The sequence below is a fragment of the Algoriphagus sp. genome, assembly GCF_046296635.1.
In the GTDB taxonomy this organism is placed as follows: domain Bacteria; phylum Bacteroidota; class Bacteroidia; order Cytophagales; family Cyclobacteriaceae; genus Algoriphagus.
On the sequence record NZ_JBKBKZ010000016.1, the window covers coordinates 78,237 to 92,649 of the forward strand.

Sequence of the window (14,413 nt, forward strand, 5' to 3'; positions counted from 1 at the left end):
GAGGGGATTTCGTAGTTTTACCTATAAATTCCCTATAACTGAAGCTGGAGGCTTGAAAAAATCACTGCGTACTTTCGACTTTAGCAATTCATTTTCTCAAAAGTTCAGGACATCTACTTTTCTATATCACCCATTCCATCCCCCTTTCAGGAACATTTCCCTATCTTTGCCCCTTGATTTTGCCAAACCAAAACCCGGATTTGCGGGTTTTTAGCAGAGAAAACGACATCCATGAACAGAGAAGTTCGCGTACGATTTGCTCCATCTCCTACCGGAGCATTGCATATCGGCGGCGTACGCACCGCCCTTTACAATTACCTTTTTGCCAAAAAAATGGGAGGAAAGTTTCTCCTCCGCATCGAAGATACCGATCAGACGCGCTTCGTACCTGGAGCAGAAGATTACATCAAAGAATCCTTGGAATGGCTTGGAATTTCTCCGGTGGAAAGTCCATGGAATCCCGGTGACTGCGGTCCTTATCGTCAGTCTGAGCGAAAGCCTATGTATATGCAGTATGCGCTCGACTTGGTCAAAAAAGGCCACGCTTATTATGCCTTCGATACTTCTGAAGAGCTTGAAGCGATGCGTGAGCGACTGACTGCCGCTCGTGTTGTGCAGCCGCAATACAACAGCATCACCCGAACTCAGATGAAAAACTCCCTCACGCTTTCTGAAGATGAGGTGAAGACTCGATTGATTTCCGGTGAACCTTATGTAATCCGTATTAAAATCCCTCGCAATGAGGACGTTCGTCTGAACGACATGATCCGAGGCTGGGTGATGGTGAATTCCAGTACGCTGGATGATAAGGTCTTGATGAAGTCCGATGGGATGCCGACGTATCACTTGGCCAATATTGTGGACGATTATTTGATGAAAATTACCCACGTGATCCGTGGCGAAGAGTGGCTTCCATCCGCACCGCTTCACGTATTGCTATATAGATATTTTGGATGGGAAGATACCATGCCTCAGTTTGCGCATTTGCCGCTTTTGCTGAAGCCTGACGGAAATGGAAAGCTCTCCAAGCGAGACGGTGATAAGTTGGGATTTCCTGTTTTTCCTTTGAATTGGACAGATCCATTTACAGGAGAAAAGTCATCTGGATTCCGTGAGCAAGGCTATTTGCCGGATGCTTTCTTGAATTTCCTGGTATTCCTAGGTTGGAATCCCGGAGACGAACGAGAGCTTTTCACACTCGAAGAATTGGTGGAAGCTTTCTCCGTGGATCGAATCGGAAAGTCGGGGACGAAATTCGATATCGCCAAGGCCAAGTGGTACAATGAGCAATATTTGAAAACAAAGTCCACAGCCGAATTGATGAACTATTTTATCGCTAATGCAAAAGCAGATGGAGCCGATGTTTCGACAGATAAGGCAGAAGCGATCGTCAATTTGATGAAAGAGCGTGTGACTTTCCCGGCAGACCTGTGGAAGGAAAGTAAATTTATCATTACAGCCCCTTCCGATTTTGATCAGGAAATAGCTTCTAAAAAGTGGAACTCCGATGCTGCAAAAGTACTAAGTGCTTATGCAACAGCCTTGGATAGCTTTAATGGTGAATTTGATGCAATTTCTGCAAAAATCTTGTTGGAAAGCACAGCGGAAGCGGAAGGAATTAAACTTGGAAAAGTGATGCAGGCGGTTCGCTTGGCTGTCACCGGTTCGGGGGCGGGACCCGATTTGATGGTGGTTTTTGCTATCTTGGGAAGTGCCGAAGTGGCCAAAAGAATCCGATTTGCGTTAAGCACATTGATAGTCGTAGCATAACATGGCAAAGAAAAAGAAAAAAGAAGAGGAGCCTCGAGTTCATGACGAACTGAAAGGTTTCAAAATGGAAATCAATTCTTTCGGGGAAATTTCTTCCAGTTTTCCCATTGATAAGATCAATGAGTTTCTCAATAAAAATGTGGAGGACAAAAAACTAAAGGATCGGGACGATTTGAAGAAAGAGGAATAGTCGTCCGAATGTTAAAAAATAAAACTAAGAGCTCCAGATTGGAGCTTTTTTTATATACTTGAGGAAGTATTCTATAACCTTAAAAAAATGAGATCAAGACTAACTTTTTCACTCCTATTCTTTTTTCATACAATATTTCTATTTGGACAAACTTCCCGAATTGCTGGGAAAGTCACAGACCAAATCACCGGGCAACCGCTGGAGGATGTGCATATTTTCATCCCAAACACCACGTTTCAGGCGTTTTCGGATTCGCTTGGCAACTTCTTGATTTCAAGTATTCCGGATGGCAAATGGGAAGTCCAAGTTTGGGGATTTGGTTGGAAATCACATCGCGAGACTATTTTGCTAAAAACAGGTATTCAAAAGAATGTCGAAGTCAAGCTTGCTCAGACTAATGAACTGGATCCAAGTGGAGAAAAACTCTCCAAAGGACAACAGACCAAAGTCATGGATCAAGTGATGGAAGCCTTTGTCGGATCTGATTTCAAAAAGCGGGAAATAGCTCTGCTTAATCCGGACAAATTAATTTTCGAAAGGTTAAAAGACAAAAACCTTCGAGTTCACTCCGTCGGTCCGATTTTCTTTTCCAATAATGAATCCGGCTATTTGGTTTCAACTTATTTCAAGCCGTTCATTTTAGGATCATCGGATAAAATTCAGGCAACCTACAGCTATTTTGAATTGCCAAGCGACGGTGGACAATTGCCACTTTGGCGTCAGGAACGAATGAAAATCTATGCCCGATCCCCGCAAAAGTATATCTCTGAATTGATGACAGGTGCTGCGGAGAATTTTGACACAGATCCTAATCCTGAAGTGTCTTTTGCAAATAATTCGGGAGATTATCTTTTGAGCTTTACGAAGCCCTTGTCAGTAAATCTTCCAGAAGGAAAGAAAGGAGAATTGAATTATAAAGGGGAAAAGCTCGAAGTCAAATTTAATGGGGCGCCGGTAAGCTCTGAAGATTTGGTGTTAGGTGGGGCATTTTTGGAGATGAATCCGATCTTTGGATTGCCTGCAAATTTCAACGCAGAAAAGCTGATCAAACTGGCTAATCTGGAAAAGACTGCAGAGACGATGCAGGAACGAATTTTCATCCATACGGATCGGAAGCACTATTGGCCGGGTGAAAATCTTTATTTCAAAGCCTACCTAAACTATGGAAATCCGCTGATGGCGGAGGACTTGAGCAAGGTGCTGCACGTGGAGCTCTTGGACAGTACGGGTTATTTATGGATGCATCGAATTTTTAAAATTGATGGAGGAGTTTCTTTTGGACATTTGGAGCTTCCGGATAGTCAAGATCCTGGCAATTTCATTCTTCGCGCCTACACCGCTTGGGGGCAGAATTATTCCGATGCAGATTTTTATCAACCCATTCAAATTCTGGGTCATCAGTTTCAGCCTGAAGCTTCCGAAATTCAGCAGAAAGCCGTTGGGGTCGGTGTGTTTTCAGATAAGCAAGTTTATAAAGGAGGGGAAAAAGTTAAGCTCAATATCATGGCAAGTAATGCTGCTGGCAATCCTGTGAATGCAAACTTATCCGTGACGGTTTTGGACCTGAATCAAGCTGTAGCTATTTCAGAGGTGAAAAGCATGAAGGAGAGTTTTCAGCCAAAAAGTGCAAAGTCTTCAATAAAAGATTTTAAATGGAAACCTGAAAATGGGTTTTCACTTCAAGGGCAGTTGCTGAATGGTGGAGGAGAGCCGGTGAATGGAAATTTAAAAGCTTTCATTGATGGTTATACCGATGTCAGATCGCTGGGAACAGACAAATCCGGTAGTTTTGAACTACCTTCCTCCAATTTTGATGGCACTTTCGAAATCGCCCTTCAAGCCACTGATCGAGATGCTCGGCCATTGAGAAATGTTAGTTTGGAAATCAAAAACTATCCAGCTCAACTGGTTACCGAATCTTTTGATTTTCCGGCAATTGTTCCCAGAGGGATTAAACCATCACCAACTATTCAGCCACTTCGAGATTTGGAGATGGGAGAGATCTTGATGGAGGAAGCAGTAATTGAGGATAGACGAGAGACTTCTATCGGGCCGATGATTTATGGTCAGCCGGATAATGTAGTGAACACAGAAGATCTTTTTCTAAATGGGACAACGATTCAATTTCTATATGCTTTGTCAGGTCAAGTTCCTGGAATGACGATCTATGGTACTCCTCCCGCTATTCGATTCAGAGGTGGAGAGCCATTGGTTTTGATCAATGGTGCGCCAGTCAATTCTCCTAGTGGAGGGACGACATTCGCAGGAGGTGGTGGGCAGACTGCATTTGATGCGATAAGCAATCTTGACGTTTTCTCCATAAAACGGGTAGAAATCATCCGAAGACTGGTTCCTCAATATGGCGACTTAGGAAGAAACGGAATTATTTCTATCATTCTAAAAACCGGGTTGGATCGAAGTAAAGCTATGGAAGCCAATATGAACAACTATACGATTTTCAAATTGAATGGCTTTCCTCAAATTCAAACTTTTGAAGAGCTTGAAAAATCAAGGGCTGAATTTCCTTTTCTTACCGAGCACAAGCCTACACTTTATTGGAATCCAATACTTGTAGCAGAGGAATCCCGAATGTCCCGGCAGATTGAATTTCAATTAAATGAGAAGACTGGACCAATTTGGATTGAAATTAGAGGTATTACAGATCTCGGGGAGCCAATCTTTGGGACATTCCTGCTCAATGATCCATCTCAAAGTGGAAATTGACTGAAAAAATGATTATTTGTGTTAACTAAGCCAACTCTGACTGTTATGTGTAAAAAGGCCCTTTTTGTAGTCTTTATCTTTTTTGGTTTTGCCGATCTGGTTTTAGCTCAGACAGGATCAATTTCTGGCCTTGTCAAAGATGCCGATACTGGTGAAACCCTTCCATTTTGCAATGTTTTCATCAATAACACAACGATTTCTACCGTCACCGATATGGATGGGAAATTCGTCCTGTCGAATCTCGAGCCCGGACCTTTGGAGCTTGGTTTTTCCTTTATGGGCTACGTGGCAGAGACACGAAAAGTAACTCTTAATGCAGGAGGTAATCTGACGGTGAATCTTTCGATGAAGCCATTTGCCACTGAATTGAGTGATGTGGAAATAAAAGCCTCTAGGGACAAAACATGGGAACGAGACCTGCGGAAATTCCAGAACCTCTTCATTGGAACCGATGATGCAGCAGCGAAAACTCAGATTCTGAATCCTTGGGTTATAGATTTTCCCACTGGATCAGAGAAAGGGGCATTTATCGCAAAAGCTGATCTTCCAATTGAAATTGAAAATCAGTATTTGGGTTACAAAATCACCTTTAACCTGAATGAGTTTTTTGACTCACCCACAAATTATCGAATTGTCGGTGCAGCGAGGTTTGAGGAATTGACTCCGAATTCCGTGACTCAAAAATCAACATGGGATAAAAATCGAGCCGATGTCTATCGCAAGTCTCCAATGAATATGTTTCGGGCGATTCTCAGTGGAACTCAGGAACGGGAAGGATTTTACCTCTATGGCGACAAGGCAGGAGGGTCCGCCAGTAAAAATATGCGAAGCGATATTTTCGCCAATGAATTGGGAAATTCTGTTGTAGTGTACAAAGCTGATCCACTTGTAACTCCGACCAGTCCTGCGGGTCAATATTTCATCAATCTCAAAGGCCGGATAGAAATCCACTATCAAAAAGGCTTTGCGCAAGCAAATACTTATAAGGATGCACCTTATCCTATTTCTTGGTTGGAAGTAAATGGTGGAAAGGTCCGAGTTCGTGAAAATGGAATGGTCCTAAATCCTCAGGATTTGGTATTCTCCGGAGACATGGACAGAAAGCGAATCTCCAATTTGCTGCCCTTGGATTACAATGCCACCAAGGCCATTCAGCTACAGGATCTGGCCAAAACCGCCAAAAATTACCAGGAAAAAGTCTACTTGCATACCGACAAACCCTATTATTACGCAGGGGACCAAGTCTATTTCAAAGGGTATTTTGCTTACGGGAATCAATATTTGCGTGATGAGCTAAGCAAAGTGCTGCATGTCGAATTGATCAGTGGAGAGCGGGACATTGTGATTGAGAAAAAATTCCAGATTCGGGACGGGGTAGTGGTCGGAGATTTTTATTTACCGGATTCCCTATCAGGAGAAAAATATTATATCCGAGCCTACACCAACTGGATGCGAAATTATGGTCCCAATCAATATTTTCTTCAGCCATTAAGTATTCTTGATCCATACAAAAGGATTGCTCCTGAGGAGGCTGTTAGCTCTTGGAAAAATCAGGGAGTTGTGATTCGAGCTGATAAATCGCAATTTGGACCGAGAGAGAAAGTGACCGTTACTCTTAATGTAAGCGATCTCAAAGGGCAAGCCATACCAGCTAATCTTTCGGTTGGGGTTTGGGATGCAAGGCAATTGGTTCCTGTCAAGAGAACTTTGGAAATGGAAAAGGTCCTCGATCTTAAAGGAGTTTCCGAAACATTGGGATTGGATCGTTTTTCCTATCCGATTGAGAAAAGTTTGAATCTCGCTGGTTCAGTTACCGATGAAAAAGGCAAAGGAACTTCTGCTTCAGTTACTGCTTTTGTAAATGATTTCCAGGGAATGATTGATATGGAATCCGGTAATGACGGAACCTTCGTTCTAGACGAATTGGAATACTATGGTCCGATGAAATTGGCTTTTTCCGCTTCGGATAAAAAAGGTAAACCCTTGAAAATCGACATCTCTAAACCGTTAAAAGCACCTGTTGCACTACCAGCCGAGGCATATTTTCCAAAATTGATCACACTTGCTAATCCCATCCGAATTAGAGAACTGGAAGAAGCAGTGCCCCAAAAAGCAGAAGAGACCAAAGCGAAAAATGCTAATGGCAGACAAGCTATTTATGGCAATCCGGACTTTGTGGTGACTGGAGCAGATCTGACCAAAACAGGAAGTAATACCGATCTGGTGAATAGTCTGGTGGGAAATGTTCCCAGTATGCGAGTGACTTTGGTCGGTGCGACAGGGCAGCAATCAATCCGAATTCGGGGAGGAGCTGTTTCCGCTGGTGGAAGTATGGAACCTCTTGTAATGGTGAATGGTGCAATCATGGGAGCAGCAGGTGGGGCGACTGCGGCGGACAACTTGAGAAGTATCAATCCATTCGATATCGATCGGGTAGAAGTAGTGACCCGTATAGCTCCAATGCTAGGCGATCAGGGAAGAAATGGAATCATAGCAGTTTATCTTAAGGATAATCTTTATCAAGGCTTGGATGCATTGATGAGTGGGCCTGGACTTAAAGAATATCTGGTTGAGGGATATCAGCCTTCCGGGAATTTCATTCCGGTGGATTACGAACAAATCACCGAACCCGTCGAGAAGGATGACCGCCAAACATTGTACTGGAATCCGTTTTTGATTGCTGATGAAAAAGGAACCTTAACCTTTTCCTTTTATACCAATGATTCGGAGGGACCTGTAGTAGTTGAAGTCAGAGGGCTTGGAATTGATGGAGAAATCATAGTCGGAACCTTTATCCTCAATCAGAAATAGGTCATTTGGACTGAATTCCTTTAATTTTGAGCATGCGAAAAAACTTAATCTTCCTGTTCTTACTCACTTTACCTCTTGGAGCATTCGCTCAGCTCAGTGTGGGAATCAGAGGAGGATATGCCACTTCCACCTATAGTTATCAGGCTACATCTTCAAATCGCAGCAGATCTGTAGATGGGATCGGCTCACCGACATTTTCCTTTGTCGCGGAGTATTTCAATTCAAAAAATGCAGGAATCGAACTCAATATCCAACAGCTTACCATTGGTTTCCGGCAGTTTAATGAAGATGTGGAGCTGAATCAGACCGAATTTACATATCTCAAAACTCCCTTATTGGCTAGTTTTTTTGCCGGAAGGTCTGGACGTTTTCAGATTAAATTCGGACCGCACCTAGGGTATTTGCTTCAGGCTAAAGATGTCAGCAGACAATTTTCGGGAGTAAATCCACGCGAGCTCCCAACCTATGGTGCGGCAGGTGATAGACCAAATAAGTTGATGTATGGCATGACTGCGGGGGCGGGGATTTCAAAGCTTTTTGGGAAAAGTACGATTGCCGGCGAAGTCAGATTTGCTTATGATTTTACCAATCCGGAGTCTCAGGATAGAATATTCGACATGAACTCCACCAATTTGGAATTTACATTGGCATATCTATTCAGAATTAGAGAAGCGAAATTTTAAATTTTTCTTACTCAGCGGGACTAATTAACTTTGAATCAAAGCCCTTAAACCTCTCAATTTTGAAAATTCAAATCATCAACGGCCCAAATCTGAATCTACTCGGAAAGCGGGAACCCGAAATCTACGGGAGCGAATCCTTCGAGGACTACTTTGAAAATCTGAAAAAGCGCTTTCCTCAAGTCGAACTTCATTATTTTCAGAGCAATGTAGAAGGCGAAATGATCAACAAAATCCACGAGGTTGGATTCACTTTTGATGCTATTCTGCTTAATGCAGGAGGTTATACGCACACATCAGTGGCGATTTCGGATGCGATTTCAGGAGTCACCACCCCTGCACTTGAGGTTCATATTTCCAACATTTACAAGCGCGAGGAGTTTCGTCACAAAAGCATCATTTCCAAATCTTGTGTGGGAATGATTTCAGGCCTCGGCCTGAAAGGCTACGAACTTGGTGTCCTATATTTTCTCAATTCTCCAGACCTATGATCACATTTGCTCCGGGACCGTCCAAAGTCTATGACGCACTCCCTCAATATTTGCAAGACGCCTACAATCAAGGGATCCTCAGTGCAAATCACCGCAGCGGTGCATTCATGCAGCTCTATCAGGAGACTGGGCAGCTCATGCGTGAGAAGCTGCACATGCCGGATGATTACAAGTTGCTTTTTACCTCATCTGCGACCGAGAGTTGGGAAATCATCTCTCAGTCGATCGTCGAGCAGGCAAGTTTTCATATTTATTCAGGTTCTTTTGGAAAAAAGTGGCTAGACTACGCCAAGCATATCAATCCGGGAACTACTGCTCTGAAGCTTGAAGCAAATCAGGCCATTGATGTGTCAAGTTTGGAGATCAATGAGGAGTTTGATCTCATTGCGATTACCCAAAATGAAACAGCAAATGCCTCTCAAGTTCCGATGTCTGTCATCGAAGTCATCGGAAAGAAATTTCCGGAAAAAATGATCGCAGTCGATACTACTTCCAGTATGGGAGGAATTGAGCTTGATTTTAAACTGGCAGATATTTGGTATGCTTCCGTGCAGAAATGTTTTGGTCTTCCGGCTGGTTTGGGAGTATTGATAGTTTCTCCTAAAGCGATAGGAAAAACTCAGAGAAAAGGTGAAAAAGGTAGATACAACAGCCTCAATTTCATGCTGGAAAACGCTGCAGGCTTCCAGACACACTACACGCCAAATGTCTTGGGAATTTATCTTTTGAATCGAGTTTTGAAGGATTTGGAAGAAATCCAGCATATCGATGCAAGACTTAGATCGCAGATGCGAAAGTTGGAAAACACCATCGCTCAATCTGCAAAATTCAGAATGTTGGTCGACAATGATCAAACCAGAAGCACAACTGTTATGGCTGTTGCTGGTTCGGAGGAATTGATCTCGGCGGTAAAGAAAGCAGCTGAGAAAGAAGGAATGCAACTAGGTGGTGGATATGGCCCTTTGAAGCCTACCAGTTTTCGGATTGCAAATTTTCCGGCCATCACTGACGAGGAATTTGATCGATTGATTGAGTTTTTGAAAAACTACTAGGCATAAAATCCGATTCTTCCTTGAAATTGACCGAGGATCAAACTGGTTTGAAAACAGAAACACCCCGACTGAATCTGATTCTGCCGGGGTGTTTTTTTAATGCTAAAGTCAAATTTAAAGTTTCTCGAAGACCAATCTAGCATGCCCCATAATCTCTCGTTCAAAGCAAACTCGATTTGGGCGAACTCTCAAAATAGCTAATTGATGTCTAAATTCTTTGTCGGTGAATAATTTAGGAACCAAGGAGGCAAACCACAGGTATTTTTTCAAACTGAATTTGTAGAAGCGCTTTGTCCATTCCCTATTGGTATTGACATAATCCAGTCTACCGTCACTGTAGTAGGTGTTTTTGAAATATGTACTTGCAGTGCGCACGACGTGTTCATATCCATAAGGAATCCATGAATCCGGATTATGCTTCAGCAAAAGTGCCATGAAATAGCTGTTGGAATCTTTTGGCGCATTGATGTCAATTTGATCAAAAGGCATCATATTCTTTTCAAAAGTCATGGTTTGCATGTAAAATTTGCCGCCCGGTTTGAGCAAGTTGTACACATGCCGGAAGTAGTCCTCGTAGACTTCATCCTGTCTACCATCGAGATAGTCTTTTACAGATGCCACATGCTCGAAGCTCCCAAAAGCAGTCACGGCATCGAAGGTTCCATAATCCTCCGGCTTGACATATCTGGCGTCTTTAATGTAGGCTGTCAATCCATTCTGCCGACAGGCATTGACTTGTCCATCGGATAGATTTACTCCGATTCCTTCTGCACCCACGACGTCCTTTAGGTATTTGAGCCAGCCTCCCCAGCCGCAGCCTAAATCCAACACCCGACTTCCTTGAGTTATGTCCAAAGCTTTGGTGACAAATTCATGCTTTCTTCGTTGCGCTTCTTCCAGAGAAATTGAAAAATCTCCGAGATACATGGCATTACTGAATACTGGATTTTCGCCCAAACTATATCTGATAAACTTATCGATGTTGGTGTAGGTAAAATCCATTTCCTTTTTCTTGTCCCACGCCTGTCCTTCCCGCTCACTGACACTTGATCCACTCCATGTTTTGGTCAAAAGTTCCTTGTTGATTTCTGTCTCTTCCATTTGAATTTTTTGGTTTGCGTTGATACTGGGATATAAAAAAACGATTTTCAATAGTCTAAAAGTTACTAGAACTTTTCAAGAAAAAAAATCATCCCTTCTGAGATAGGAGTTGATTGATGAATAAAAATCATTCAAAATAATTGAAGAATGAGTGTTTTTGTTGATTCAGACTCTCCCAAAATAAAACTGGCAATGATGGCGAGCCAATAGATTCCAAAACAAAACCAAGTCAGTAAATGGACCTTTCCAAACCTTCTTTTGTCATAAAAAAGTATGGAGGTAGAAATCAGTAAAAGTATTACGAGTCCTAAAATTGGACCGGTATTAATACCAGTTAGAAATCCTACAATCCCACCGACTCTGAATACTGCTGCAAAAAGAAATACTAATCCCGAAAAAAACATCAATCGCTTATGAGCCTCCGGTTTATTCCGCTCTGAAATCCCAAGTCCAACAAATCCCACAAATAACAAACTCATAAAAAAGTCAAGCCAGAGAATCCCTGAAAGTCCGGGCTCCACTTCCTCGACTGTTTTCCCTAGATCATTTGCCAATTCAGCCATTCGAGCTGGAAATAGACTGATCACCCAGAAGGTAGAAATCAAAACTAAAAAGGCACAAAAGGCGCCCAAAATACCAAATTTCCGGTGAAGTCTGAGGCTTCTGTTTTGGATTAAAGTAGTCTGTAAGACCAAAAAAACATACCAACAGGTGAGGATGAATCCGTGAAGAATATAGGGATATGGAAGTCCTTTGGGATAAAAAGGCTGATCTTCCACCAAAAATTTTAAGTAAAAGCTTGGCGCAAAACCAAGGAAAACCAGGCCTAGAAATATCCAGGACATGATTTTGAAAAAGGAAGAATTATGAGGTTGATTGGCTTTCATTGTAGAACTGGTCATTTCATTTCCTGAAACTCTATCCAAACCACCACTTCGTCGCCGAGCACTAAGCTTTTTTCTCCAATCCCAAATTCAAGACGATCCAGACTAAAGCTCCCCTTGAAAAAATACCCATTTCCATTTTTAATTGCTGTAAACGGAATTAGCATCTCTTTTCGGATGTCCTTTATCGTCAAGTCAAATACTCCTTCGTATGCATTTTTGCCCTTCGATTGAATACGCTTGGATTCTAAAATGATCTCAGGATAGGAAGCGGTCTGGAAGTACTGTCGTCCCTGCAAATGCCGATCCCGAAGACTGATTCCGGTATCAATGCTGGTGGGTCGGACTTTCCCTTTTAAAAAAGAACCCATGAGATTTTTTGGATCAAATCGGCTATCAAACTTCCATCCTCCATCACACGGGTATGACACATTGCACAGGACAAATTTCCAAGGTAAACTTTGCCCTTGCCAGCTACTACCCATTGAGCGAAGGGTATTACACCCTCAGGAGTGGTGGGCATATTGGTTGAGGAATAAAATTCCCGATCTCTCACATGTTCAGTTCCTATGACCGCACCCAAAGTATCTATGGGATAATCAAAAATCAATTCTCCGGCTTTGATCCAATCCTCCTCAGATTTCAATTTACTTGGGTCAAAGACAATTTCGGCTTCCTGCTCATGCAACCAATCCCAATATCCCTCGGGCTCAAAATCCGGGTGATAGACTGGGTAAGTTTTATAAATCACCCGCTCAGGAAGTGCATAATAAAACTCTTCTGAAACTGGCTGGGCCGAAAACTCCGGGTTAGAATTTGGAAGTTCCCAATCCTTCAGAGCTTCATCTGTCCATATTCTGGGGATTTCATTTTTTATAAAACTGAAAAAAACTCCACTATCAGGAGTAAAGACAAATATTGGTAATGGGACTAAAAGCCATATCGGTAAAAATTTTGCAGAAATTTTATAGGGTTTATTCATTGCCTATTTCCTGTTGAATATCAAACGATTATCCAATTTATTAAAAAACAGCAAAACATCGCAATCCACCAAAACACCTACTAATTTTTGGTTCCCTTCAATGTATCACATCCTAAAAAAAACATTCTAAGAAAAATAATAGGTTTAATAAACTCCTTACAATTCCCGAACTAATTTAATCTGCGGGAAACTTGGCCACCAACTTCGCCACTCGACTTCCAAGCCCAAAACCCTTTTTCAGAAATAATTCATTCATCTCTCCTCCATCAAAAGGTCCTTCTCCGGTCACTGCAGACGCTCCAAATCCAGCTTCAGTTTCTTCACCTCCGACTACGATCATCCCCTGAATCAGCATGGAATGGAGAATGTTCAGCATGACCAATTCCTCTCCTATCGAAATTCCTCCACCCGTTGAAAATGCCGCCCCAATCTTATTTTTCAAAGGTCTATCCTCAAACGGCCATGAATTGATAAACTCCAGAACGGCTGGTGCAACATTGGCATTATAGACCGGCGAACCTACAATAATGGCAGAAGCATCCAAGAGGTCACTTTCTTTTACTTGGTCAATGGATAAAAGTTTGACTTCAACATTTTCTATTGATTTTGCTCCTTTAGCAACTTCTTGAGCAAGTTTTTCAGTATTGCCGGATTGGGAATAATAGGTAATCAGCACTTGCGGTTTTTCTTGAGAAAAAGAACAGCAAACTGAACTAATCAATAACCAAAACAACAAAGTATACCTCACCATCATCAATTACCTAGGTGACATTTTTTCTTTTATCATTCTCCCTAGACTTGGGAAATATTTTGCAAGAAAAACAATGAATTTTCCGTGTCCAGTGAAGATAAATACCTTTTTTCTTCTCTCAATAGCCTTTACCATCACTTCCGAAGCTTTTTTTGTAGTCCACATCAATTTTGCCGGGCGAGGATCCTGTCTGCCAGGATGGAAATTCCCTTCATTATCAACTCTGGTGATGTTACTTTCAACCATTCCTGGATGAATTATCGTACAGGAAACCCCACTTCCTTTCAATTCCATTTGCAGGGACTCTCCGATGTTATGAACAGCCGATTTTGAGGCTCCGTAAGGGCTAGTTCCCGGGTTTGGAATATAGGCGGCAACACTTCCTATTAGGGCTAGTCTCCCTTTTGTTTTGCGGAGGTGTGGCAAAGCAAATTTGCAGGTTAATGCCAATCCTGTCACGTTCACTGCAAACTGACGTTTCCAGTCCGCTTCTGTCAACTCCTCTATTTTTCCCATAACACCATTTCCAGCATTGGCAATTGCTACATCTAACTTGCCAAAATCTTGGATGATTTTATCTACACAATCTTCGATACTTTGACTGCTCATTACATCGCAATGATAAGCTTTGGCTTTTCCTCCTTTTGCTTCGATTTCTTCAACAACTTCCTCCAACAAGTCCATTCTCCGAGCTGAAACAGCTACTGTTGCACTTTGGGAGGCATATTCCAGCGCCATACCTCGTCCTAGTCCTGAGGAGGCACCTGTAATCCAGACTACTTGATTGCTTTGTTCCATGTCCGACTTTAGTTGTAAACCATTGAAATTAATCTAATTATCCGCAATCTTACTACTAGATTAAATTACCAATAGAAAATCCTTAGAAGCACTTGACTTTGGATTCATCGGACATCGGACATCGGACCTGCCTTTGCCGGTAGGCAGGCTTCCGACCCGCAACAAGGATAAAATTCGCC

Annotated in this window: 13 protein-coding genes; 7 read left to right on the plus strand and 6 right to left on the minus strand. The window is 42.3% G+C overall.

Going from position 1 to position 14,413, the window contains the following annotated elements; translation table 11 throughout:
- The first annotated feature begins 231 nt into the window (after window positions 1–231).
- The 7 genes from gltX (at window position 232) to ACK4HU_RS13045 (ending at window position 9,718) form a co-directional block, all read left to right on the plus strand.
- On the plus strand, window positions 232–1,770 hold the full coding sequence (gene gltX / locus ACK4HU_RS13015; RefSeq protein WP_409807400.1) for a glutamate--tRNA ligase: 1,539 nt from the start codon (window positions 232–234) through the stop codon (window positions 1,768–1,770).
- 1 nt (window position 1,771) lies between these two features.
- Window positions 1,772–1,960, plus strand: a complete 189-nt coding sequence (locus ACK4HU_RS13020; protein WP_304902226.1) for a hypothetical protein — start codon at window positions 1,772–1,774, stop codon at window positions 1,958–1,960.
- 87 nt (window positions 1,961–2,047) lie between these two features.
- Window positions 2,048–4,684: a carboxypeptidase-like regulatory domain-containing protein gene (locus ACK4HU_RS13025; protein WP_409807402.1), complete on the plus strand. Its 2,637-nt coding sequence runs from the start codon at window positions 2,048–2,050 to the stop codon at window positions 4,682–4,684.
- A gap of 45 nt (window positions 4,685–4,729) precedes the next feature.
- On the plus strand, window positions 4,730–7,495 hold the full coding sequence (locus ACK4HU_RS13030; protein ID WP_409807404.1) for a carboxypeptidase-like regulatory domain-containing protein: 2,766 nt from the start codon (window positions 4,730–4,732) through the stop codon (window positions 7,493–7,495).
- A 32-nt stretch (window positions 7,496–7,527) separates the two neighbouring features.
- Window positions 7,528–8,178, plus strand: coding sequence for an outer membrane beta-barrel protein (locus tag ACK4HU_RS13035; RefSeq protein ID WP_409807406.1), 651 nt, complete (start codon window positions 7,528–7,530; stop codon window positions 8,176–8,178).
- A 59-nt stretch (window positions 8,179–8,237) separates the two neighbouring features.
- Window positions 8,238–8,666 (plus strand): type II 3-dehydroquinate dehydratase, encoded by a 429-nt coding sequence (aroQ, locus tag ACK4HU_RS13040; protein WP_409807408.1) that lies wholly within the window; start codon window positions 8,238–8,240, stop codon window positions 8,664–8,666.
- Window positions 8,663–9,718, plus strand: a complete 1,056-nt coding sequence (locus tag ACK4HU_RS13045) for an aminotransferase class V-fold PLP-dependent enzyme (protein ID WP_409807410.1) — start codon at window positions 8,663–8,665, stop codon at window positions 9,716–9,718. Before aroQ ends, ACK4HU_RS13045 begins: the two co-directional genes overlap by 4 nt.
- 114 nt (window positions 9,719–9,832) lie before the next feature.
- On the opposite strand, the gene ACK4HU_RS13050 is transcribed toward ACK4HU_RS13045, so the two are convergent.
- The 6 genes from ACK4HU_RS13050 to ACK4HU_RS13075 all read right to left on the minus strand — a co-directional run bounded on the left by ACK4HU_RS13050 (window position 9,833) and on the right by ACK4HU_RS13075 (window position 14,234).
- Window positions 9,833–10,819, minus strand: coding sequence for an SAM-dependent methyltransferase (locus tag ACK4HU_RS13050; protein ID WP_409807412.1), 987 nt, complete (start codon window positions 10,817–10,819; stop codon window positions 9,833–9,835).
- A 131-nt stretch (window positions 10,820–10,950) separates the two neighbouring features.
- Entirely contained in the window at window positions 10,951–11,664 is a 714-nt protein-coding gene (locus ACK4HU_RS13055; protein WP_409807414.1) for a hypothetical protein, read from the minus strand.
- A gap of 53 nt (window positions 11,665–11,717) precedes the next feature.
- A complete protein-coding gene (locus tag ACK4HU_RS13060) occupies window positions 11,718–12,074 on the minus strand; it encodes a YceI family protein (RefSeq protein WP_409807416.1) in 357 nt (118 codons plus the stop codon).
- A complete protein-coding gene (locus tag ACK4HU_RS13065; RefSeq protein WP_409807418.1) occupies window positions 12,059–12,685 on the minus strand; it encodes a hypothetical protein in 627 nt (208 codons plus the stop codon). The genes ACK4HU_RS13060 and ACK4HU_RS13065 overlap by 16 nt, the downstream gene beginning before the upstream one ends.
- A gap of 175 nt (window positions 12,686–12,860) precedes the next feature.
- On the minus strand, window positions 12,861–13,361 hold the full coding sequence (locus tag ACK4HU_RS13070) for a flavodoxin family protein (RefSeq protein WP_409807420.1): 501 nt from the start codon (window positions 13,359–13,361) through the stop codon (window positions 12,861–12,863).
- 81 nt (window positions 13,362–13,442) lie between these two features.
- Window positions 13,443–14,234, minus strand: a complete 792-nt coding sequence (locus ACK4HU_RS13075) for an SDR family NAD(P)-dependent oxidoreductase (protein ID WP_409807421.1) — start codon at window positions 14,232–14,234, stop codon at window positions 13,443–13,445.
- Between the last annotated feature and the right edge of the window lie 179 nt (window positions 14,235–14,413).